We start from the raw sequence: 22,289 nt of genomic DNA, 5'->3' as shown, positions 1-22,289 counted from the left end.
ACCTCAGATTATTACCTGTCAAAAATAAGAATATTGTGGGCGAGTGCTGTTTTTTATTAAAAATATTTAACATCAAAATCACAAATCAACGCTTAATTACCTTAAGGATAGCTTTTTCGCTTACCGCTCTTTCTTGCGTTCTCTCTTACCACACAAAGAAACCAGATAAATGTTGGTTAAAATGACATTACGGTTACATATACGACCGAAAAATAGACATAAATAGGCATAAGCTATAGATTAAATCCCCACATGATAGATAAATCAATTACGCTTAAAATCCTGTATTAGCAAAATCTTCTCCTGCAAAGCCTTCAAAACAGCGGGGATGCGGAGTACATTGTTCCGTGCTGACTTCCACGGCAGGGAGTGGCAATAACAGCTAAAAAGGTCAAGATTCATGTCCCCCATCGAAAAATCCAGCAAGTTAGAGAACGTCTGTTATGACATCCGCGGCCCGGTTCTGAAAGAAGCGAAACGTCTTGAAGAAGAAGGCAATAAGGTTCTGAAACTGAACATCGGTAACCCGGCGCCGTTCGGCTTCGAGGCCCCCGACGAGATCCTCGTCGACGTCATCCGCAATCTCCCTACCGCCCAGGGGTACTGCGATTCGAAAGGATTGTACTCGGCGCGTAAAGCCATCATGCAGCATTACCAGGCGCGGGGAATGCGCGATGTCACGGTGGAAGATATCTACATTGGTAATGGCGTTTCTGAGCTGATTGTGCAGGCAATGCAGGCGCTGTTAAACAGCGGCGATGAGATGCTGGTTCCCGCCCCCGATTACCCGCTGTGGACAGCGGCGGTGTCGCTTTCCAGCGGCAAGGCGGTACACTACCTGTGCGACGAATCCTCTGACTGGTTCCCGGATCTTGACGATATCCGCGCGAAAATCACCCCGCGCACGCGCGGGATCGTGATCATTAACCCTAACAACCCCACCGGCGCCGTCTACTCCAAAGAACTGCTGCAGGAGATCGTCGAGATCGCCCGCCAGCATAACCTGATCATTTTCGCCGATGAAATCTACGATAAGATCCTCTACGACGACGCCGAGCATCATTCGATTGCCGCTCTCGCGCCTGACCTGCTGACCGTGACCTTCAACGGGCTGTCAAAAACCTACCGCGTTGCCGGCTTCCGTCAGGGCTGGATGGTGCTGAATGGGCCGAAAAAACACGCGAAGGGCTATATTGAAGGGCTGGAGATGCTGGCGTCGATGCGCCTGTGCGCCAACGTCCCGGCCCAGCATGCCATTCAAACCGCGCTCGGCGGCTATCAGAGTATCAGCGAATTTATTATTCCCGGCGGGCGTCTGTATGAACAACGCAATCGCGCCTGGGAGCTGATCAACGATATCCCGGGCGTTTCCTGCATGAAGCCAAAAGGCGCGCTGTATATGTTCCCGAAAATCGACGCGAAGCGCTTTAATATTCACGACGACCAGAAAATGGTGCTTGATTTCCTGCTGCAGGAAAAAGTCCTGTTGGTACAGGGAACCGCCTTTAACTGGCCGTGGCCGGATCATGTGCGCATCGTGACCCTGCCTCGCGAAGACGACCTGGAGATGGCGATCTCCCGCTTTGGCCGCTTCCTCTCCGGCTACCACCAGCTTTAATCGCTCCGCCGCCGGCATTTGCATCCGGCGGCGTTCCCTGCGCACAATGGAAGCCGATGTTGTCACTGATTAAGGGTTCCTATGAGTCAGAGTCATTTCTTTGCCCACCTCTCCCGCCTGAAACTTATCAACCGCTGGCCACTGATGCGCAACGTGCGCACCGAAAATGTTTCCGAGCACAGTCTGCAGGTGGCAATGGTTGCCCACGCGCTGGCGGCGATTAAAAACCGCAAATTTGGCGGCCAGGTCAACGCCGAACGTATCGCTCTGCTGGCGATGTACCACGATGCCTCCGAAGTGCTCACCGGCGATCTGCCTACCCCGGTGAAATACTTCAATTCACAGATTGCCCAGGAATATAAGGCGATTGAAAAGATTGCGCAGCAAAAACTGGTGGATATGGTCCCTGACGAGCTACGGGATATTTTCGAACCGCTGATTGACGAGCACCACTACAGCGAGGAAGAGCAGTCGATCGTCAAACAGGCTGACGCCCTTTGCGCCTACCTGAAATGCCTCGAAGAACTGTCTGCAGGCAACAACGAATTTCTGCTCGCTAAAGGCCGTCTGGAAAAGACCCTGGAATCACGGCGCAGCGCGGAGATGGATTACTTTATGCAGGTATTTGTCCCAAGCTTCCAGCTATCGCTGGATGAAATTAGCCAGGATTCGCCGCTGTAACAGGCAGGCCGGGCAGCGGTTGCCCGGCCTGCCTGTATAGCTTAAAACGGGAAGAGTACCGGAATCAGCAGCACGCAGACCACCATCACCAGCACAGTGAAAGGGACGCCAATCTTCACAAAGTCGCTGAAGGAATACTTACCCGGGCCAAGCACCAGGGTGTTGACGGGCGAGGAAACCGGGGTCATAAATGCCGCCGATGCCGCCATCGCTACCACCATGGCAAAGGGATACGGCGATACGCCCATCGACTTCGCCGCCGCTAAGGCGATAGGCGCCATCAGCACCGCGGTCGCGGTATTAGAAATAAACAGGCCTATCGTCGCGCACATCACAAACAGGCAGCCGAGCATCAGATAAGGCCCCTCGCCTCCGGCGACGTCCATCAGCCCCTTGACCACCAGATCCACCCCGCCGGTTTTCTGCAGCGCCTGCGCAAAAGGCATCATCCCGACGATCAGAATAATGCTTGGCCAGTGGATCGCCTTATAGGCGCTTTCAGCGTTGATGCAGCGGAATTTGCCCATCAGCAGGCAGGCGATGATCGCGGCAATCGGGTTGGGAATTTCATCGGTGAGCATCAAGGCTACCATCAGCACCAGACAGAAAATCGCGTGCGGAGCCTGGCTGTGTGCCGGCGAAGCGTCATCGACCTCAACCGGCATATTGAGCACCACGAAATCACGCCCACGCTTCGCCAGCAGGGCAATTTGCCGCCAGTTGCCGACCACCAGCAGAATATCGCCGAGCTGCAGCGGCTCATCGACCACGGATCCATCCATCGCCTTGCCATCACGTTTCATGCCGACGATATTGAGACCAAACCGGGTGCGGAACGCTATCTCACGCACCGTTTTACCCATCATCTCTGAGTCCGGGATCAGCGCCACCTCCGCCATACCCACGTCCAGCGCCTGATCGGCAAAATACTCGCCGCGCAGCACCATCGGCTCGAGCATCTGCTCACCACAGAACTGGCGTAAATCGACATCGGAGGCGGACATATCGATCAGCAGGACGTCACGGGCGCGGAATTCCGATACCCCGTTGACGTTAACAATCACCCGACGGAACCGCCGCCAGCGTTCAACGCCGATGACGTTGGCGCAGTAGCGCTCACGCAGTTTTAAATCATCCAGCCGCTGGCCGATCATTGGCGAACCGGGACGGATCGCCAGGCGGCGGGCGCGGCCGGTGAGGTGATATTCGCGGATCAGATCACGAAATGTGCTTCTTTTGCGGCCATCACGCGCGGATTCGCCATTATCTGTTTTCAGCATAAAGCGCACCGCCAGCATATAGACGATGCCAAGGATCAGCACCACCAGGCCAATCGGCGTAACGCTGAAAAAACTGAAGCCGTGCAGCCCTTCGCGCAGCAGTTCACTGTTGACCACCAGGTTGGGCGGCGTTGCGACCAGGGTCATCATCCCACTGATAAGCCCGGCGAAGCTCAGCGGCATCATCAGCCGCGATGGTGAGGTATTCATCCGCGCCGACACGCTGAGCACCACCGGGATGAAAATAGCAACCACGCCGGTTGAACTCATGAAGGCGCCCAACCCGGCGACGGTGAGCATCAGGTAGATCAGCATCTTGGTTTCGCTGCTGCCAGCCACGCTCACCAGCCAGGCCCCCATCTTGGTAGCCACCCCGGTGCGCACCAGGCCGTCACCAATAATAAACAAGGCGGCAATGAGGATCACGTTAGGATCGCTGAATCCGGAAAAAGCCTCATTCAGCGTCAGCGTGCCGCTGAGGACGAAGGCGACAATAACCATCAGGGCAATAGCATCCATGCGCACCTTGCCGGTAGCAAACAGCACAACCGCGATGGCCAGGAGGGATAAAACCCAAATCAATTCACCGTTCACAACGTTTCCTTGTCAGAAGAGGGAGTCGACATAGTGGCATAAAAAAGCCCCGACAACGCGGGGCGAAATCATACGTTTACGCTTTAAGACGCACATTAACAAAGCCGTTCGCCTGGCGTTCTACCAGCAGATCTTCCAGGCTGCTCAACACGAGGTCAGCTTCATCCAGACGAGGAGCATCGGCAGGCACGTTGACCGCGATGGTGCGACAGCCCGCCGCCAGTCCGGAGAGCAGTCCCGCAGGCGCGTCTTCCACCACGGCGCACTGCTCAGCCGGCAACCCCAGCCGCTCGGCGCCCAGCAGATAGGCATCCGGCGCTGGCTTGCCGTGTTTCACCTGCTCAGCGGTGACAAACACCTCCGGCATTGGCAGCCCCGCCGCGCGGTGACGCGCATGGGCAACCGGAATCGACCCCGAGGTCACAATCGCCCACGGGATGCCGGCTTCATTGAGCGTATTCAGCAGGGCTAACGCCCCCGGCAGGGCGACGACGCCCTCGATGTCAGTGGCTTCCATCTGCTCGAGGTAGCGAAATTCGGCCTGAATATCTTCCTCGCTGCGACCCGGCATAAAATGGCGAATGGAGGTAATAGCCTGCTTGCCGTGAATAAAATTGAGTATTTCATCATGATCAATGGCGAAACGATCCCCCCACTTACACCATGAACGCTCCACCACCGGCAAGGAATCCACCAGCGTCCCGTCTAAATCGAACAGGAAACCTTTACACTGCACGGGCACCTCCCTCAGGCATTAATAATTTGGTTAATTTCATTACTGCTCAGGTGATACTGGCGCGGGCAGGCGTGCCAGACGCTCAGCATTCGCTGGTATTTCTCCCACATTGGGGTCTGCGAGTTAAAGCCATGGGTGCCGGCGTCAAAATGACTGTAGCGGCCTTCGACATTGACCATAAAGCGCACGTAGCCGAGAAAACGCGCTTCGGTAGCGGCATCAAAGCCGAGGAAGGTGACGCGACGCTCGTCGATACCGGCCGCATCCTTCAGGTTAGTCCAGGAGACATGTAGCGCATGGTACATCTCCATGATATCGATAACGGTACGGCAGGTTTCTTCCGTCAGCTGGCCGAACTCGCGGTCCAGCTCTCGCATCTGCAGCCCATACCCACGCTCAATAATGGTTTGCAGACGACGGTAGCGTTCCGCGTTGTCCGGGTCGAGCATCGTCATCATTTTGTACTGATTGGATAAAATCAGACGCTGCGCATTGGTCATTTCCATGTTGTGACTCCTGTAGCACGGTAGGGCGTGAAATAAAGAAGGCGCATAAATCATGCGCCTTCTTTTATATGCGTTTTCCGTAGTGAATTACAAATCATCAAGGAAAGTTTTATCCAGTTGTTTGAAGGCGCGCTTAAGCGTGTCAGCCAGCGCCTGATAATCGGGCTTGCCGTCGACGGGGGCCAACGCCTGCCCTGCCTCCTGCAGTTTGCCACGCACTTCATAGAACCAGTTAAGAATGGACGGCGGCAGCGGCGTCACCGACCGCTTACCCAACCACCATAATCCTTGCATCGGCAGGCTCAGCGCAAACAGCGCGGTGGCCACGGCAGGACCCAGCTGTCCGCCAAGGGCTATCTGCCAGCACAGGGTAAAAATAGCGATCGGCGGCATAATGCGGATGGCATAGCGGGTAGCTCGAATGATGCGGTTTTCAATAAATACCGGCGCGAGGCGCTTGTCGAGAGGCCAGGTCCTGGCATAGTGCTGCCCACGGTTGAACAAGCTAAAGAAGCTAACGGGGCGTTTCTCGGGGGTCGACATGGCTTTACCTCAACTTTACATATAAAACTTAAAAAATTCGTGCAAAACACCAACTATGCATGACAACGTTCAAAAGATTTTGGCAAAGGATGCCGCAATCAGGTATCCTGTGCCCGCCTGAAAGGGCGGATAGACTCTTTTGCCAGGCTAGTCAAATTATCGCATATTCTGCCATTGGCTGAAAATTATGCAAAATGGCATAAAATCAAATGTACTTCTCTCATCGTGCCCGAAAACAGAACAAGGCATGATGTTAATCATAAATGTCGAGGTCATCCTGCGCTACGCTAATGACACCCTGACGTTTTTTTAGCCACGTATCATAAAAAGGTACTTCCATGTCGAGTAAGTTAGTACTGGTTCTGAACTGCGGTAGCTCCTCTCTGAAATTTGCTATCCTTGACGCCGTTAACGGCGACGAATACCTGTCCGGTTTAGCGGAATGCTTCCACCTGCCGGAAGCCCGTATCAAATGGAAAATTGACGGCGGCAAACACGAAGCCGAATTAGGCGCGGGCGCTGCGCACAGTGAAGCACTGAACTTTATCGTTAACACTATTCTGGCACAAAAACCAGAACTGTCTGCTCAACTGACCGCAATCGGCCACCGTATCGTCCATGGCGGCGAAAAATACACCAGCTCCGTGGTGATTGACGAATCTGTGATTCAGGGCATTAAAGACGCTGCGTCCTTCGCACCGCTGCACAACCCGGCACACCTGATCGGCATCGCTGAAGCGCTGAAATCTTTCCCGCATCTGAAAGACAAAAACGTGGCGGTATTCGATACGGCGTTCCATCAGACTATGCCGGAAGAATCTTACCTCTATGCCCTGCCGTACAGCCTGTACAAAGAGCATGGCGTTCGTCGCTACGGCGCACACGGCACCAGCCACTTCTATGTGACCCAGGAAGCCGCTAAAATCCTGAACAAGCCGGTAGAAGAGCTGAACATCATCACCTGCCACCTCGGCAACGGTGGTTCTGTATCGGCAATCCGTAACGGCAAATGCGTTGATACCTCCATGGGTCTGACCCCGCTGGAAGGCCTGGTGATGGGTACCCGTTCCGGTGACATCGATCCGGCCATCATCTTCCATCTGCACGACACCCTGGGCATGAGCGTTGACGCCATCAACAAAATGCTGACCAAAGAGTCCGGCCTGCTGGGTCTGACCGAAGTCACCAGCGACTGCCGCTACGTAGAAGACAACTACAAGGAAAAAGCCGACGCTAAACGCGCGATGGACGTATACTGCCACCGCCTGGCGAAATACATCGGCTCCTACACCGCGCTGATGGACGGTCGTCTCGACGCTGTTATCTTCACCGGTGGTATCGGTGAAAACGCCGCGATGGTGCGTGAACTGTCGCTGGGCAAACTGGGCGTACTGGGCTTCGAAGTTGACCATGAACGTAACCTGGCTGCTCGTTTCGGCAAGTCTGGCTTCATCAACAAAGAAGGCACCCGTCCTGCCGTGGTTATCCCGACCAACGAAGAACTGGTCATCGCGCAAGACGCCAGCCGTCTGACCGCTTAATTCCACACCGCCAGCCCTGACCCGCAATAATTCGAGCTGCAGGAAGGCGGCGACACAGCAAATCCCCGGCGCGTACATCGCGTACGCGATCGGGGTGAGCAAGTAGAGCCAACGCACGTGCAACTTGAAATATAACGGGTAGCTGGTGGTGCTGTTTTGTATCCCGCCTGATACTGGCGGTAACGAAAGAGGATATACCGTGTCCCGTACTATCATGTTAATTCCTACCGGTACCAGCGTAGGCCTGACCAGCGTCAGCCTCGGTGTGATCCGCGCTATGGAACGCAAAGGCGTTCGTCTGAGCGTCTTTAAACCTATCGCCCAGCCGCGCTCCGGTGGCGATGCCCCGGACCAGACGACCACCATCGTTCGCGCCAGCTCCTCCACCACCACCGCGGCTGAACCGCTGAAGATGAGCCACGTGGAATCTCTGCTCTCCAGCAATCAGAAAGATGTGCTGATGGAAGAGATCATCGCCAACTACCATGCGAACACTCAGGACGCGGAAGTGGTTCTGGTGGAAGGTCTGGTACCGACCCGTAAGCATCAGTTCGCCCAGGCGCTGAACTTTGAGATCGCTAAAACGCTGAACGCAGAGATCGTCTTCGTGATGTCTCAGGGTACCGATACGCCAGAACAGCTGAACGAGCGTATTGAACTGACCCGCAACAGCTTTGGCGGCGCAAAAAACACCAGCATCACTGGCGTTATCATCAACAAACTGAATGCGCCGGTCGACGATCAGGGCCGCACCCGTCCTGATCTGTCGGAAATCTTCGACGACTCTTCGAAAGCGAAAGTGGTGAAGGTTGATCCGGCTCAGCTGCAGAAAGGCAGTTCTCTGCCGGTGCTGGGCGCGGTACCGTGGAGCTTTGATCTGATCGCTACCCGTGCGATCGACATGGCCCATCACCTGAATGCGACCATCATCAACGAAGGCGATATCAACACCCGCCGCGTGAAATCTGTGACCTTCTGCGCACGCAGCATCCCGCACATGCTGGAGCACTTCCGCGCAGGCTCGCTGCTGGTCACTTCCGCCGACCGTCCTGACGTACTGGTCGCAGCCTGCCTGGCCGCGATGAACGGCGTGGAAATCGGCGCCATCCTGCTGACCGGCGGCTATGAAATGGACGCGCGTATCAGCAAGCTGTGCGAACGTGCTTTCGCGACCGGCCTGCCGGTATTCATGGTCAACACCAACACCTGGCAGACCTCCCTGAGCCTGCAGAGCTTCAACCTCGAAGTACCGGTTGACGATCACGAGCGCATCGAGAAAGTTCAGGAATATGTAGCCAACTACATTAACGCCGACTGGATCGAATCGCTGACCGCGACCTCCGAGCGCAGCCGTCGTCTCTCCCCGCCAGCCTTCCGCTACCAGCTGACCGAGCTGGCGCGCAAAGCCGGCAAACGCGTCGTTCTGCCGGAAGGCGACGAACCGCGTACCGTGAAAGCGGCCGCAATCTGCGCCGAACGCGGGATCGCGACCTGCGTCCTGCTGGGTAACCCGGATGAAATCAATCGCGTTGCCGCAGCCCAGGGCGTTGAGCTGGGCGCGGGTATCGAAATCGTCGATCCGGAAGTAGTGCGTGAAAGCTATGTGGGTCGCCTGGTCGAACTGCGTAAGAACAAAGGCATGACCGAAGCGGTCGCCCGCGAACAGCTGGAAGACAATGTGGTTCTCGGCACCCTGATGCTGGAACAGGATGAAGTTGACGGCCTGGTGTCCGGCGCGGTTCACACCACCGCCAACACCATTCGTCCGCCGCTGCAGCTGATCAAAACCGCTCCGGGCAGCTCGCTGGTCTCTTCCGTGTTCTTCATGCTGCTGCCGGAACAGGTATACGTTTACGGTGACTGCGCGATCAACCCGGATCCGACCGCAGAACAGCTGGCGGAAATCGCCATTCAGTCCGCTGACTCGGCGATTGCCTTCGGTATTGAACCGCGCGTAGCGATGCTCTCCTACTCCACCGGTACCTCCGGCGCGGGTAGCGATGTCGAGAAAGTTCGTGAAGCAACGCGTCTGGCGCAGGAAAAACGTCCTGACCTGATGATCGACGGCCCGCTGCAGTATGACGCCGCGGTGATGGCTGACGTAGCGAAGTCCAAAGCGCCGAACTCACCGGTAGCTGGCCGCGCGACCGTGTTCATCTTCCCGGATCTGAACACCGGTAACACCACTTATAAAGCCGTACAGCGTTCTGCCGACCTGATCTCCATCGGGCCGATGCTGCAGGGTATGCGTAAGCCGGTCAACGACCTGTCTCGTGGCGCGCTGGTAGATGATATCGTCTACACCATCGCTCTGACCGCGATCCAGTCTGCTCAGCAGCAGAAGTAATCTCCCGCTGAGATAAAACAAAAGGCAGCCAAAGGCTGCCTTTTTTCGTCACGGGCGAGCCGTTGTGGCTGCCGTGTGATGGCGCGATTACTCGCGCTCGCTCTCTTCTGCCTCATCATATTCGTTACCCGCATTGCGGGTCATCCACAGCGCCAGCGCTTTCAGGGAGTCCGGCGTGAACTCATCGCAGCGGGCGGTGATCTCTTCCGGCGTTAACCAGCACACCTCGCTCACCTCTTCTTCCTGCAGGGCAAACGGCCCGTGCGAGACGCAGCTGAACAGGCTTCCCCAGACGCGGCAGAATTTATCTTCGTAATAGAACTGGCCGTGATCGGCAAACGGCACCCCGGCGATGCCTAACTCTTCTTCGGCCTCGCGACGGGCCGACTCCAGTAACTGTTCATCAGCCTGAACGACACCACCGGCGGTGGCATCCAGCATCCCCGGATGAAAGTCTTTCGTCTCGGTGCGTCGCTGCACCAGAATTTTCCCCATTCCGTCGTGAACGACGATATAGGTCGCCCGGTGACGCAGGCACTGCGCACGCATCTGTTCGCGGCTGGACTGCGCTATCACCTCATTGTTTTCATTAACAATATCGACCCATTCTGTGCTTGCCAAATGATTCTGTTCCGCCATCAGGAAACCTTACTTTAAAAGCGCTCTCGCGGCGCGTCTTTATGATTGAAGGCTAAATTACGGGTAAATTGCGACCTCTGCAATAACCTGATTATCATTGAGTGCTAAAACCTGCAGACGTCCCTCATCCAGCAGCCCATAGCTGGCGGTATAACCCCCTTTCGGGATACTCACTGAGCCAGGATTAAAGAGGTAAACCTCACCGCGTTTTTCTGCGACCGGTATATGAGTATGGCCGTAAGCCAGCACATCGCCAGCGGCAAGTGGGGGCAAATTTTCGGGGCTATACAGATGACCGTGAGTCAGAAACAGGCGGTAGCGTTCGCTGAGCACCTGCTGCCAGGGCGTGGTGATGGGAAAACGAAGCAGCATCTGGTCCACTTCGCTGTCACAGTTGCCACGAACGGCAATGATACGTTCCGCCACGCTATTTAACCGCTCAGCCACCTCAGCCGGCGCATACCCCTCCGGCAGCGCGTTACGCGGCCCGTGATTGAGCACATCCCCAAGAACAACGAGCCACCTGGCCCCGCTTTGCGCGAACCGTTCAAGCACGCGTTCCGTAGCGGGCAGCGAACCATGAATATCGGAGGCAAACATGAGCTTCATAGATTTTATCTCCACAGGTTACGATGCCACTATGATAACGGAAGCGCGACGGGTTATCAGCCTGCGCGTTTGGCGGAAAGCGCGGCGTAACGCTGGATCGAAGCCCGCTGCCACTGGAAAGTCGCATAATCGGCCAGCGATTCCGGTACGTCATCGCCATTGAGGACCAGTCGATTGAGCATCAGCGCCAGGTCGGCATCGGCAATAGACCATTCACCGAATAAATTTTGCCCGCCGTGCGCCAGCAGCGTGGTGGCAGTGGCAAACAATTTTTCCGCCGACTGCTTCCCTGCGTTGCTGAGCACCGGCATTTTCTCCCCACCAAACACGACCGCAGTGGACCGCTCTTCGCGGATGGGCACCAGATCGCTGCGCAGCCAGGCCTGGATCTGCCGGGCACGGGCTCGTTTTTGCAGGTCATGCGGATAAAGTCGCTCCCATTCCGGCGGGGCGAAACGCTCATCAAGATATTCGGTTATCGCCGAGGACTCGCTCAGTGTGAAATCGTCTACTTCCAGTAGCGGTACACGACGCGTGGCCGTATACCCCGTCCAGCCGGCCTGCAGATGTTCACCGCGGTTCAGATCAACGGTTTTAAGACGAAAAGGCAGGCTTTTTTCCTGCAGCGCGACATAGACAGACATCACGTACGGTGAGAAAAAATCCGCATCGGACCACAGGGTAATCACGGGCTGATTCATAGCATCCTCAAGATTGATAGACAGGCAATACGCCAACATAGCCTGGCTGGCAGGGGATGTCACTGCTCTCCAGCGTAAGCCGTTGGCGATAACCAGAAAGCAGGCGCTGTCACGGATTTTCTCCCGGGTCGCGCAGCTTCACCTATACTCGAACAGTTTGCGACCCACGACGGCGGGAAATATTATGATCGATCTCTACTATACACCCACCCCAAACGGCCACAAAATCACCCTGTTTCTCGAAGAGGCGCAGCTGGCCTATCGGCTGATCCGCGTCGATATCAGCAAAGGAGAGCAGTTCCATCCACAGTTTCTCGCGATATCGCCGAATAACAAAATCCCGGCTATCGTCGACCACATGCCAGTTGACGGTGGCGCGCCGTTGAGCGTCTTCGAGTCCGGCGCCATCCTGCTCTATCTGGCGGAAAAAAGCGGCAAGCTGCTGAGCGGTGAGCTTCGGGCGCGCTACGCCACATTACAGTGGTTGTTCTGGCAGGTGGGGGGGCTGGGACCGATGCTGGGACAAAATCAGCATTTTTCCCACGCAGCGCCGCAAACGGTGCCCTACGCTATTGAACGCTTTCAGGTGGAAACCCAACGTCTGTACGGAGTACTGAATCACCGCCTGGGAACCAGCCCGTGGCTTGGCGGGGAACATTACAGCATTGCCGATATCGCCGCCTGGCCGTGGGTGAATAACCATGTCCGCCAGCGTATCGATCTGGCGAATTATCCGGCGGTGCACAACTGGTATGAGCGGATTCGACAACGGCCGGCAACCATTGCAGCGATGCAAAAAATACAGTCTTATTAACCCCCTGCTCGCCCGTCGCGCTTTGTTGTATGATTGCGGGACTAACACCACGGAGGAAGCCTGCAATGTCTCAACCAGACGCCATTATTCGTATTAAGAACCTGCGCCTGCGTACTTTTATTGGTATTAAAGAGGAAGAGATCGCCAACCGCCAGGACGTGGTGGTGAATGTGGCGATTCACTACCCCGCCGACAAGGCGCGCGATAGCGAAGACATCAATGATGCGCTGAACTACCGCACCATCACCAAGCGCATCATCAGCCATCTGGAGAATAACCGTTTCTCACTGCTGGAAAAATTAACTCAGGATGTGCTGAATATCGCATGCGAACATCACTGGGTCACATATGCTGAAGTGGAGATCGATAAACTTCACGCGCTGCGCTATGCCGACTCGGTATCCATGACCATGAGCTGGCGGCGCTAATCATGTCAGGGAGGTGGTATGAAGATCCTGCTTACGGGTGGCACTGGCCTGATTGGCCGACATCTGATTCCCCGGTTGCTGGAACTTGGGCATAGCGTCACGGTCTCCACGCGTCATCCGGATACCGCACGCGCGCGCCTCGATCCGCGCGTCACGCTGTGGCGTGATTTCGAGGGCCATCACCACCTCAATGATATTGATGCCGTCATTAATCTGGCAGGCGAACCCATCGCCGATAAACGCTGGACGGCCGAACAGAAACAGCGCTTATGCCATAGCCGCTGGGATCTCACTCAGCGGCTGGTAGGCCTGATCCGCGCCAGCGATACCCCGCCTTCCGTGCTGATCAGCGGCTCGGCCACCGGCTATTATGGCGACCTTGGCGAGGTGGTGGTCACCGAAGAAGAACCACCGCACAATGAATTTACCCATAAGCTGTGCGCCCGCTGGGAGCAAATTGCCTGCGAAGCGCAAAGCGAGCGCACCCGCGTCTGCCTGCTGCGTACCGGTGTGGTATTGGCCCCGCGGGGCGGTATTCTCGGTAAAATGACCCCGGCCTTTAAACTTGGCCTCGGCGGGCCAATCGGCAGTGGCAGACAGTATCTGGCCTGGATCCATATCGACGATATGGTTAACGGTATTTTGTGGCTGCTGGATAACGATCTGCGCGGCCCGTTTAATATGGTTTCGCCCTATCCGGTACATAACGAACAGTTCGCCCACGCGCTGGGTCACGCGCTTAATCGACCGGCCATTTTCCGCGTTCCCGCCGCCGCTATCCGCCTGCTGATGGGGGAATCCGCCGTTCTGGTGCTTGGCGGCCAGCGCGCGCTGCCTAAACGGCTGGAAGCCGCCGGGTTCGCTTTTCGCTGGTACGATCTCGACGAAGCGCTTAAGGATGTGCTGAGTTAATCGCTGAGACGGGGGAGCATTGGCTCCCCTGATCCCACTCTGATGGCTCATGCTCAACGCCCGGATAGCCTCCACCTGGCGCTGCAGCGTCGCACTATCCCTGGCAACCAGCGGGTACAGGGACACCTGAAACACCTGGGTCCATCGCCGGTGTAACCTGGCGAAGCAAAGTGGTAAGGTGGGCCTTCCTTTCTACGTATTGACTGCTTTATGACGACAATAACCACACCGCGCCTTACCTTAACCCGCTTTGTTACCGATGACTGGCCGTTTTTCCTGCGCCTGCGCCAGGATCCGCAGGTGATGCGTTTTATGGGGGAAGTGTTAAGCGAGGCGGCGCTGCGCAGCGTCTTCGTCAGTCGCTGTGCCGATCCTGGCGTGTTTGTTTTACGTGATAAACGCGGCGTCGCGCTGGGTGATATCGGGCTTCGCATCAGTCCTAAAAACCCGCACGAAGCCGACGTCGGCTATGCGCTGCTGCCGCAGGCTCAGGGTAAAGGCTACGCCAGCGAAGCGCTGCGGGCAATCTGCAATTATGGTTTCAGCACCCTGGGGGTGCAGGCCATCAATGCCTGGGTGCTGGGTGAAAATCATGGCTCATCGCGGCTGCTGGAGAAGCAAGGCTTTGTGCGCACCCAGGTGCTGGAGAAAGCCTATCATCTGAACGGTGTTGATTACGATGACTGGATCTATCGGCTGGAGCGGGAAGTATACCCGACGCCTCCCGGCGTCGGGTGAACCGTTTATTTCAGCGAACCTTTCAGAAACTGCTGCAAACGCGGGCTTTTTGGCGCGCCAAACAACGCATCCGGATGCCCTTCTTCTTCAATTTTCCCCTGATGCAGGAAAATGACATGCGAAGAGACGTGGCGGGCAAAGCCCATTTCGTGGGTCACCACCACCATGGTTTTTCCCTCTTCGGCCAGTTGCTGCATGATGCGTAACACTTCGCCCACCAGCTCGGGATCCAGCGCGGAAGTCGGTTCATCAAACAGCAATACTTCCGGCTCCATCGCCAGCGCGCGGGCAATCGAGACACGCTGCTGCTGGCCACCAGAGAGATGCACCGGGTATTTCACCTGCTGACGTTCGTCAATCCCGACCTTGGCCAGATATTTCACCGCCCGTTCGCGCGCTTCCTGTTTGCTTAAGCCCAGCACCTGAATCGGCGCCTCCATGACGTTCTCCAGCACCGTCATATGGCTCCACAGATTGAAATGCTGGAACACCATGGTCAGGCGGGTGCGCAGCAGGCGCAACTGGTTCTTATCAGCCACCTTTAGCTGGCCGTCTTTATCCCGCACCAGGCCAATATTCTGGCCGCTGACGACGATCGTGCCTTCGCTCGGTTTTTCCAGGAAGTTAATGCAGCGCAAAAAAGTACTTTTTCCGGAGCCCGATGAGCCGATGATGCTGATAACGTCCCCGGCTTTCGCCTGCAGCGAAACGCCCTTCAGCACCTCATGTTCCCCATAGCGTTTATGCAGATCGATAACGTTTAATTTATTGTCGGACATGGCGTTCTCAATGCGTCGAAGAAGGTTTGATATGCTGCAACCAGCGCTTTTCCGCTTTACGGAACAAGCTAATCAGCACATACGAGATAATTAAATAGAGCACTGCGGCGATGCCAAAGGCGGTGAAGGGCTGATAGGTCGCCGAGTTGATATCGCGGGCGATTTTCAGCAGATCCGGCACCGTGGCGGTAAACGCCAGCGCAGTGGAGTGCAGCATCAGGATGACTTCGTTACTGTAGGCCGGCAGCGCAATACGCAGTGCGGAAGGCAGAATAATGCAACGGTACAGTTTGACGGAAGAGAAGCCATAGGCCCGCGCCGCTTCAATTTCGCCTGCCGGAACCGAGCGGATCGCGCCAGCGAAAATTTCGGTGGTATAGGCGCAGGTGTTGAGGGTCAACGCCAGCACCGTACAGTTAAGCCCACTGCGGAAGAAGGCATTTAGCAGTTCCGTCCCTTTAACAATTTCCAGGGTGTACATGCCGGAGTAGAAAACCAGCAGCTGCACATACAGCGGCGTACCGCGAAATATGTACGTGAACAGCCAGATGGGAAACTGGATAAACTTATTGCTCGAGACGCGGCCGATTGCCAGAAACACCGCCAGGATGCCGCCCATCACCACCGAGGCGATCAGCAGCCATAAGGTAATCGCCACGCCGGTAAAGCGATAACCATCGGTCCACAGCAGTGATTTCCAGTACTCCTGAATAATTTCAATCACAGGTCAGCCCTCTTCACGCCAACGGTATAGCGGCGTTCGAGCAGCAGCAATACGCCATTAGAAAGAGTGGTAAACACCAGATAAATCAGGCCGCAGACGATAGCAAAGTAGAACGGCTGCCAGGTGCTTTTCCCCGCCAGCTGCGTGGCTTTGACCACATCTTCCAGCCCCAGCAGCGAGACCAGCGCCGTCGCCTTGAGGATAACCTGCCAGTTGTTGCCGATCCCCGGCAGGGCGTAGCGCATCATCGCCGGGAACAGAATACGCCGGAACGTTTGCCCGCCGCTAAAGCCAAAGGCGGTAGCCGCTTCGATATGTCCCTTTGGTACGGCAAGGTAGGCGCCGCGGAACGTTTCCGTAAAATAGGCGCCATAGATAAAGCCAAGGGTAATAATCCCCGCGATCATCGGGTCGATATCAAACTGCGCCATTCCCAGCGCGTCGGTGACGCTGTTAAGCGCAATTTGCAGACCGTAGAAAATCAGCAGCATTAGCACCAGATCGGGCACGCCGCGGATCAGAGTGGTATAGCCTTCAAACACCAGCGCCAGTGGACGATTGCTCGATAGCTTTGCGCCAGCGCCTGCCAGCCCGATCAGAACGGCGAGAACGACCGAGCTGAGCGCAAGCTCCAGAGTGACGAGCGCACCCTGCAAAATAACCTGTGAAAACCCATACAGCATGCTGCCTACCCTGTCTGTCATTCACCATTGCGTGTGAAACGCACACGCAATGGTGAGGCGTGAGAATTATTCGCCGTATACGTTAAAATCGAAATATTTTTTTGCCAGCTTGTCGTAGGTGCCGTCCTTACGCATCTCTGCAAACGCCTTATTCAGCGCTTCACGCAGTTCGTTATCTTCCTTACGCAGCCCCATACCGGTGCCGACGCCAAACAGTTTTTCATCTTTAATTGACGGACCGCCAAACTGGTAATCTTTACCGATAGGTTGTTTCAGGAACCCTTCGCTGGCCGCGACCTCGTCCTGGAACGCGGCGTCAATACGCCCGGCGGTCAGGTCGGAATAGATATTGTCCTGCCCCTGATAGGAGACAATTTCAATACCTTTCGGCGCCCAGTGCTCGTTACCGTAAGTTTCCTGAGTCGTTCCCTGCAGCACGCCCACGCGCTTACCTTTCAGGGTGGCGAGATCCGGCGTTACCGGGCTACCCTTTTTCACTACCAGACGCGAATCCGCCGCGTACAGCTTGTCGGTGAAAGCGATTTCCTGTTGGCGCTTTTCAGTAATCGACAGCGAAGACATAATCGCGTCGATTTTCTTCGCTTTTAAGGAAGGGATCAGCGCATCCAGCGGGTTTTCCACAAAGGTACATTGGGTATTAATACGCTTACACAGCTCTTTTGCCAGATCGATATCAAAACCGACCAATTCCCCCTGCGCATTCTTCGATTCAAAGGGGGCATAAGTCGGATCGGTGCCGATACGAATTTTTTGCGGAATGGCGGCAAAGACCGTGGAAACGCTGGAAAGTGCCAGCGCTAAAGAGAGAGACAACGCCAGTTTTTTCATAACTATCCTCGACAGACTGTCATTCTAACGGGTTTATTAGAACTATTTACGCCAGTTATCGTGCCATTATTCGCCCCTTGAGGGCAAAGATTTATGCACCAGAAAAGCCGATTTTTTGCATCATAAACGCTTAACTATGCATTTTTTAGCCAAAAAAGCGGCTGCATTTGCACTGAAATGATCCATAGCGTCTTTGATGCACCTTTTCAGTGCATAATACGAACATGGCGGCAGGCCCACGCCACGGTGCGGTGCGGGCCTGCGGCAGTCTTAGTCGCCGTATACGTTAAAATCGAAGTACTTCTTCGCCATTTTGTCGTAGGTCCCGTCTTTACGCATCTCGCCCAGCGCTTTATCAAACGCGGCTTTCAGTTCGACGTCGTCCTTACGCAGACCGATACCGGTGCCGTCGCCAAAGTACTTTTTATCTTTCACCGATGGGCCGGCAAAGGCGAAATCTTTTCCGGCAGGCTGTTTCAGGAAGCCTTCGCTGGCCGCGACTTCATCCTGCAGCGCCGCATCCAGACGACCAGCCGCGAGGTCGGAATAGATCAGGTCCTGGTTCTGATAGGCCACCACGTCAACGCCCTGACTGCGCCAGCGGTCGTTAGCATAGGCTTCCTGAGTGGAACCCTGCAGCACGCCGACATGCTTACCTTTCAGCGCCTCCAGCGTCGGCTGGATCGGCGACCCTTTGGCAGCAATCAGGCGCGAGTCGGCGGCATAAAGCTTGTCAGAGAAGGCGATCTCTTGCTGGCGTTTCTCGGTGATGGAGAGAGAAGAGATGATGGCGTCAATTTTCTTCGCCTTGAGGGAGGGGATCAGGGAGTCAAAATCACTGCCAACCCAGGTACATTTCACCTTAATACGGGAGCACAGTTCATTGCCTAAATCGATATCAAAGCCAACAAAGTCCCCTTTTGCGTCTTTCGACGAAAACGGCGCATAGGTCGCGTCAGTGCCGATGCGAATGCTCTGTGGCAGAGCAGCAAACACGCTAGCCGTGCTGCTCATTCCCACGAGTAAAGAGAGAGCCAGAATCGTCTTCTTCATACAGTACCCTTAAGTGTCGTGATGTGGTGCGTTGCTTGTTATGGTGATTGCCGATCAATCCTGCAGTTTTTGTGCCACCTTCCCGGTGCGTGCCGGGAACAGGGTTAAATTTGTTAAAATTAAGTTGCAGGATTGTCTTAAAGGGGAAGATACCAGCATTACTGGCGAAACCGCAGCGCCTGAGCGCAAAAAGACAAAATAAATGTCGAGGATTTGATCGGAACGACAAATTTGCACCATCGCAGCGCGAGCGTACAGGCAATGCACTTATTTAGTGCAATCCGGACTCCCTTGCCAGCGGGTAAACAAGTCTTCTGCCAGGCTAATGTCGAACTGATCGAGCACCCGGTTGACGGTCTGATTGATGACATCGTCCAGGCTTTGCGGCCGGTGGTAGAACGCCGGCACCGGCGGCATAATCACCGCCCCCAGCTCCGCGGCCTGCACCAGCAGGCGCAGATGACCGAGATGGAACGGCGTTTCCCGCACGCAAAGCACCAGCGGACGCCGCTCCTTCAGTACCACATCTGCGGCCCGCGTCAGCAGGCCATCCGTATAACTATGGACAATGCCAGAGAGCGTTTTCATTGAGCAGGGTAAAATCACCATTCCGGCGGTTTTAAACGAACCGGAAGAGATACTGGCGGCGATATCGCGGGCGTCGTGGACCACATCGGCCAGCGCCTGTACGTCGCGCACGGAGTAGTCGGTCTCCATGGCCAGCGTCTGTCGCGCCGCCTGGCTGAGGATAAGATGGGTTTCAATATCCGGCACATCCCGAAGCACCTGCAGCATCCGCACGCCATAGATGGCGCCGCTGGCGCCGGAAATGCCAATAATCAGTCGTTTCACGAGGACCACCCTGTTGCCATAATTGGGGCCACTTTGCCGGATTACTCTGTCAGACGCAACCATGATGCGTTAAGGTCTACACGTACAAAAGACCCGATACCTGTTCCTATTTCAGGATGGGCCTGAATACAAACCATGACGCGATAATGCAGGTCATAAATAACAATTCTATCAGCATAATCAACATCCCGGATTGACTGAACCAGGTGCCGATGATGATGGCGATATTGGTGACTATCACTATTACCGCCACCCACGGGAAAAAGGGGGAGCGGTAGCGCAGCAGGCTACGTGGATATTCGCCCCGGTCCACCGCGCGCCGGAAACGATACTGACACCAGCCAATCACAATCCATGCCAGACACCCTACCTGCCCGGTGCTGGCGATCAAATAGAGATATAACTGCTGTGCTGAAATATAACGGGTAAGCATTGATACCATTGCCAAAACGGTAGTCAGCAAAATCGCATTCACCGGGACGCCATTGCGGCTTACCCGGCTGAAACGAGCCGGTGCGAAATGATCGCCAGCCATCGACCACAACATTCGCGAACTGGCATAAATTGCCGAATTCGCAGCCGACACCGCTGCAGAAAAGATCACCAACGTCATCAAGGTATCCGCGCCTGGAATTCCCACATGGGAAAAGACCCAGACAAAAGGACTTTGCCCGTCAGGGAGTCGATCTCGTGGATAAACCAGCGCCAGAATAGCAATCGCCAGGCCATAAAATAAGATAATCCGAATACCTATTCCAAGAATAACTTTCGGTAGAATAGAATGCGGCGACTCGGTTTCTCCAGCCGCATTTCCGACCAGTTCAACACCCTGAAAAGAATAGATAACGATGGTCATGCAAACCAGAATTTGCCAGCCGCCATGAGGAAACCAGCCCTCTGACGTTCTTAATGTCGGGTGCCAGCCGGTATGGCCTGATAACGAATAGATCATGACACCGCCCGCCGCAATAAACAGCACGATAGCAAAAACTTTAATAGCCGATAGCCAGTATTCACACTCACCAAAACTCTTCGCTGAAAAAAGATTAAGCAGTGTTAACGCAACGAGAATATAAAGACAGAAGTTATGGACGGGTATGGAGGGGAAATAATGGTGGGCGATAAAACCTGCAGCGGTTAAATCGGCGGCCAGAGAAAAGACCCAACTAAACCAGTACAGCCACCCAATGGTATAGCTCCATATCGGGTGAGGAATAAACATCAATGCATAATGCTGAAATGAGCCCGAGTGAGGAAACGCGCACGATAATTCGCCAAGACACATCATCGTCGCCAGCATTATCCCACCGGCTAATAAATAAGCCAGAAGAGTGCCAGCAGGCCCAACGCTGTACAGGGGCTCGGCAATCCCGATAAATAAACCCGTTCCTATCGTTCCGCCTAGTGACATCATCAGTAAATGGCGCTTTTTTAAGTTACGGCGCAATCCACCCGTTTGCTCTGTCAGAGGGGGTTCTTGCAGGGTACTCATCATACCTCCCTGTTTTTTTATAGGGGGTCAGAATTACGCTGCGGGTCAAACCCGCAGCGTTTTGCTTATCGAATAAATCGCATGGCAACGCCTTTGGTCTGGCAAGCCATCAAAAGCCCGGTGTAATCAAGCTCAAAGCTCACCACATCCCCCACCTGCAGCGGTAATGGGCAATCTTCGATATCCACCAGGGTATGATCGCTGGTCTGACCCAGAATGGTGATACTGTCATGGCATGGCACACAGTTATCAGACGGGACATCCTGGCGACCAAATGCCAGTAATGCGCGCTTACGAATGCCGTTATCAGTAAAGGTTTTGCTCTGTAAAAATGCATCCACTCCCAGCTCGCCGACCGGAACCGTCGGTTTGCTGTTTAACTCGATAATCTCGGCCTCCAGCACATACATATCCGAGCACGCTTTCTCTACAGGTTTTCCGGAGTGGTGAAATTCATTGAGATACTTCATCTCTACATATTCGATACCAAATTCATGTAGCCCACCAATGCGCAGATGGTTCAGCCCTTTCGGCCAAATGCCCTTATCCAGCAGGTGATAGCTGGTACAATTACCCGCAGATAAGCGACGAATCGTCAAGCCGCTGTCTCGTTCCAGTCGAGAAGCCAGAGCCAGGAAATCCTCGCCATTTTTTACCGTTGGCAGAACGGTGCCATAGCAGTTGAAATTAGTGCCAAGACCATACAGATCGAGACAAGGCAACGTTTTGATAAGGATAATGGTATCGAGAATTTTTTGATATTCACTAAACCAAATGCCCTCACGTAAATCGCCCATGTCCACCATCAGTAAAACCTGGTGCGTTTTTCCCTGGCGACGAGCCTCTTCTGATAATGCGCGCAACACCGCTGGCTCGCTATTTAAACTAATATCTGCATAGCGAACGACATCTTCAATTTCACTCAGGCAAGGACTACGAAGTAAACAAGTCGTACAACCGATCTCCCGGATTTTTTTCAAGTTATAAGTCCGTGATTCGGCAATAACATGAATTCCGCCATCAAAAACTGCCTGTGCAGTTTCCACACAGCCATCAAAGACTTTATTGACCGCCATAACGTCAATACCGCTGCTGGCTAACAAAGCTTTCTCAGTACGCGCATTTTCTTCAAGTTTGCGTAAATTTATTTTGAGCGTTGGCATATACATA

24 protein-coding genes and 1 pseudogene are annotated in these 22,289 nt (G+C 54.8%); 9 read left to right on the top strand and 16 right to left on the bottom strand.

Going from position 1 to position 22,289, the window contains the following annotated elements:
* Positions 1–400 precede the first annotated feature (400 nt).
* Together alaA and yfbR are read left to right on the top strand one after the other, a co-directional pair.
* Positions 401–1,618, top strand: coding sequence for an alanine transaminase AlaA (gene alaA, locus B8P98_RS08370; protein ID WP_025711576.1), 1,218 nt, complete (start codon positions 401–403; stop codon positions 1,616–1,618).
* Positions 1,619–1,699: 81 nt separating this feature from the next.
* Positions 1,700–2,299, top strand: coding sequence for a 5'-deoxynucleotidase (yfbR, locus tag B8P98_RS08365; protein ID WP_025711575.1), 600 nt, complete (start codon positions 1,700–1,702; stop codon positions 2,297–2,299).
* A 41-nt stretch (positions 2,300–2,340) separates the two neighbouring features.
* Here yfbR and B8P98_RS08360 read toward each other — a convergent pair whose 3' ends face one another.
* The 4 genes from B8P98_RS08360 to yfbV form a co-directional block, all read right to left on the bottom strand.
* Positions 2,341–4,173, bottom strand: coding sequence for an SLC13 family permease (locus B8P98_RS08360; protein WP_080924256.1), 1,833 nt, complete (start codon positions 4,171–4,173; stop codon positions 2,341–2,343).
* A 76-nt stretch (positions 4,174–4,249) separates the two neighbouring features.
* Positions 4,250–4,909 (bottom strand): sugar phosphatase, encoded by a 660-nt coding sequence (locus B8P98_RS08355; protein ID WP_025714130.1) that lies wholly within the window; start codon positions 4,907–4,909, stop codon positions 4,250–4,252.
* Positions 4,910–4,920: 11 nt separating this feature from the next.
* The gene (locus B8P98_RS08350; protein WP_004201754.1) at positions 4,921–5,415 is read right to left on the bottom strand and encodes a YfbU family protein; all 495 of its coding nucleotides are present in this window, start codon (positions 5,413–5,415) and stop codon (positions 4,921–4,923) included.
* An 87-nt stretch (positions 5,416–5,502) separates the two neighbouring features.
* Positions 5,503–5,958 (bottom strand): terminus macrodomain insulation protein YfbV, encoded by a 456-nt coding sequence (gene yfbV / locus B8P98_RS08345; RefSeq protein WP_025714131.1) that lies wholly within the window; start codon positions 5,956–5,958, stop codon positions 5,503–5,505.
* A gap of 338 nt (positions 5,959–6,296) precedes the next feature.
* Here yfbV and ackA point away from each other — a divergent pair, with 338 nt between their 5' ends.
* Together ackA and pta are read left to right on the top strand one after the other, a co-directional pair.
* Positions 6,297–7,499 carry an acetate kinase gene (ackA, locus tag B8P98_RS08340; RefSeq protein WP_080896904.1) on the top strand — a complete coding sequence of 401 codons (1,203 nt, stop codon included), beginning with the start codon at positions 6,297–6,299 and terminating at the stop codon, positions 7,497–7,499.
* Between the two features lie 199 nt (positions 7,500–7,698).
* A complete protein-coding gene (pta, locus tag B8P98_RS08335; RefSeq protein ID WP_080896903.1) occupies positions 7,699–9,846 on the top strand; it encodes a phosphate acetyltransferase in 2,148 nt (715 codons plus the stop codon).
* An 87-nt stretch (positions 9,847–9,933) separates the two neighbouring features.
* Here the strand turns inward: pta and yfcD are convergent, their stop codons facing one another.
* Genes yfcD through yfcF form a run of 3 tightly spaced genes read right to left on the bottom strand, consistent with a single transcriptional unit; the run spans position 9,934 to position 11,795 of the window.
* On the bottom strand, positions 9,934–10,485 hold the full coding sequence (gene yfcD, locus B8P98_RS08330) for an NUDIX hydrolase YfcD (protein ID WP_025714134.1): 552 nt from the start codon (positions 10,483–10,485) through the stop codon (positions 9,934–9,936).
* Positions 10,486–10,542: 57 nt separating this feature from the next.
* Positions 10,543–11,094: a phosphodiesterase gene (gene yfcE, locus B8P98_RS08325; RefSeq protein ID WP_080924258.1), complete on the bottom strand. Its 552-nt coding sequence runs from the start codon at positions 11,092–11,094 to the stop codon at positions 10,543–10,545.
* A gap of 56 nt (positions 11,095–11,150) precedes the next feature.
* Positions 11,151–11,795 carry a glutathione transferase gene (yfcF, locus tag B8P98_RS08320; RefSeq protein ID WP_025714136.1) on the bottom strand — a complete coding sequence of 215 codons (645 nt, stop codon included), beginning with the start codon at positions 11,793–11,795 and terminating at the stop codon, positions 11,151–11,153.
* A 184-nt stretch (positions 11,796–11,979) separates the two neighbouring features.
* Between yfcF and yfcG the strand changes: the two genes are divergently transcribed.
* The 3 genes from yfcG (at position 11,980) to B8P98_RS08305 (ending at position 13,949) form a co-directional block, all read left to right on the top strand.
* Positions 11,980–12,609: a GSH-dependent disulfide bond oxidoreductase gene (gene yfcG / locus B8P98_RS08315; RefSeq protein WP_080896901.1), complete on the top strand. Its 630-nt coding sequence runs from the start codon at positions 11,980–11,982 to the stop codon at positions 12,607–12,609.
* Between the two features lie 65 nt (positions 12,610–12,674).
* Positions 12,675–13,037 (top strand): dihydroneopterin triphosphate 2'-epimerase, encoded by a 363-nt coding sequence (folX, locus tag B8P98_RS08310; protein ID WP_025714138.1) that lies wholly within the window; start codon positions 12,675–12,677, stop codon positions 13,035–13,037.
* 18 nt (positions 13,038–13,055) lie between these two features.
* A complete protein-coding gene (locus B8P98_RS08305; RefSeq protein WP_025714139.1) occupies positions 13,056–13,949 on the top strand; it encodes a TIGR01777 family oxidoreductase in 894 nt (297 codons plus the stop codon).
* Here B8P98_RS08305 and B8P98_RS30765 read toward each other — a convergent pair.
* Positions 13,932–14,036, bottom strand: a pseudogene (locus B8P98_RS30765) (hypothetical protein); the annotation flags it as partial. The gene B8P98_RS08305 and the pseudogene B8P98_RS30765 overlap by 18 nt on opposite strands.
* A gap of 123 nt (positions 14,037–14,159) precedes the next feature.
* Between B8P98_RS30765 and B8P98_RS08300 the strand changes: the two are divergent.
* Positions 14,160–14,687, top strand: a complete 528-nt coding sequence (locus B8P98_RS08300; protein ID WP_080896900.1) for a GNAT family N-acetyltransferase — start codon at positions 14,160–14,162, stop codon at positions 14,685–14,687.
* Between the two features lie 5 nt (positions 14,688–14,692).
* Here the strand turns inward: B8P98_RS08300 and hisP are convergent, their stop codons facing one another.
* From hisP to argT, 5 genes are all read right to left on the bottom strand, one after another.
* On the bottom strand, positions 14,693–15,466 hold the full coding sequence (gene hisP, locus B8P98_RS08295) for a histidine ABC transporter ATP-binding protein HisP (protein ID WP_025714141.1): 774 nt from the start codon (positions 15,464–15,466) through the stop codon (positions 14,693–14,695).
* 7 nt (positions 15,467–15,473) lie between these two features.
* Positions 15,474–16,190, bottom strand: coding sequence for a histidine ABC transporter permease HisM (gene hisM / locus B8P98_RS08290; protein ID WP_025714142.1), 717 nt, complete (start codon positions 16,188–16,190; stop codon positions 15,474–15,476).
* Entirely contained in the window at positions 16,187–16,873 is a 687-nt protein-coding gene (locus B8P98_RS08285) for a histidine ABC transporter permease HisQ (RefSeq protein ID WP_004201769.1), read from the bottom strand. The genes hisM and B8P98_RS08285 overlap by 4 nt, the downstream gene beginning before the upstream one ends.
* A gap of 66 nt (positions 16,874–16,939) precedes the next feature.
* Complete coding sequence (gene hisJ, locus B8P98_RS08280) at positions 16,940–17,722, bottom strand: histidine ABC transporter substrate-binding protein HisJ (RefSeq protein WP_002913209.1); 783 nt, start codon at positions 17,720–17,722, stop codon at positions 16,940–16,942.
* Between the two features lie 270 nt (positions 17,723–17,992).
* Positions 17,993–18,775 carry a lysine/arginine/ornithine ABC transporter substrate-binding protein ArgT gene (gene argT, locus B8P98_RS08275; protein WP_025714144.1) on the bottom strand — a complete coding sequence of 261 codons (783 nt, stop codon included), beginning with the start codon at positions 18,773–18,775 and terminating at the stop codon, positions 17,993–17,995.
* Positions 18,776–18,815: 40 nt separating this feature from the next.
* Here argT and B8P98_RS30760 point away from each other — a divergent pair, with 40 nt between their 5' ends.
* Positions 18,816–18,977 (top strand): hypothetical protein, encoded by a 162-nt coding sequence (locus B8P98_RS30760; RefSeq protein ID WP_042929783.1) that lies wholly within the window; start codon positions 18,816–18,818, stop codon positions 18,975–18,977.
* 65 nt (positions 18,978–19,042) lie between these two features.
* Here B8P98_RS30760 and B8P98_RS08270 read toward each other — a convergent pair whose 3' ends face one another.
* The 3 genes from B8P98_RS08270 to B8P98_RS08260 all read right to left on the bottom strand — a co-directional run bounded on the left by B8P98_RS08270 (position 19,043) and on the right by B8P98_RS08260 (position 22,288).
* Positions 19,043–19,627 carry a UbiX family flavin prenyltransferase gene (locus tag B8P98_RS08270; RefSeq protein ID WP_025714145.1) on the bottom strand — a complete coding sequence of 195 codons (585 nt, stop codon included), beginning with the start codon at positions 19,625–19,627 and terminating at the stop codon, positions 19,043–19,045.
* 106 nt (positions 19,628–19,733) lie between these two features.
* Positions 19,734–21,119, bottom strand: coding sequence for an amino acid permease (locus B8P98_RS08265; protein WP_080924260.1), 1,386 nt, complete (start codon positions 21,117–21,119; stop codon positions 19,734–19,736).
* A 65-nt stretch (positions 21,120–21,184) separates the two neighbouring features.
* On the bottom strand, positions 21,185–22,288 hold the full coding sequence (locus B8P98_RS08260; protein WP_080924261.1) for an alanine/ornithine racemase family PLP-dependent enzyme: 1,104 nt from the start codon (positions 22,286–22,288) through the stop codon (positions 21,185–21,187).
* Position 22,289: the final 1 nt, after the last annotated feature.

The sequence above is a fragment of the Klebsiella quasivariicola genome, from assembly GCF_002269255.1.
GTDB classification, from domain to species: Bacteria; Pseudomonadota; Gammaproteobacteria; order Enterobacterales; family Enterobacteriaceae; genus Klebsiella; species Klebsiella quasivariicola.
The sequence above is the reverse complement of the archived record's forward strand: the minus strand, read 5'-3'. Positions and strand labels throughout refer to the sequence as shown.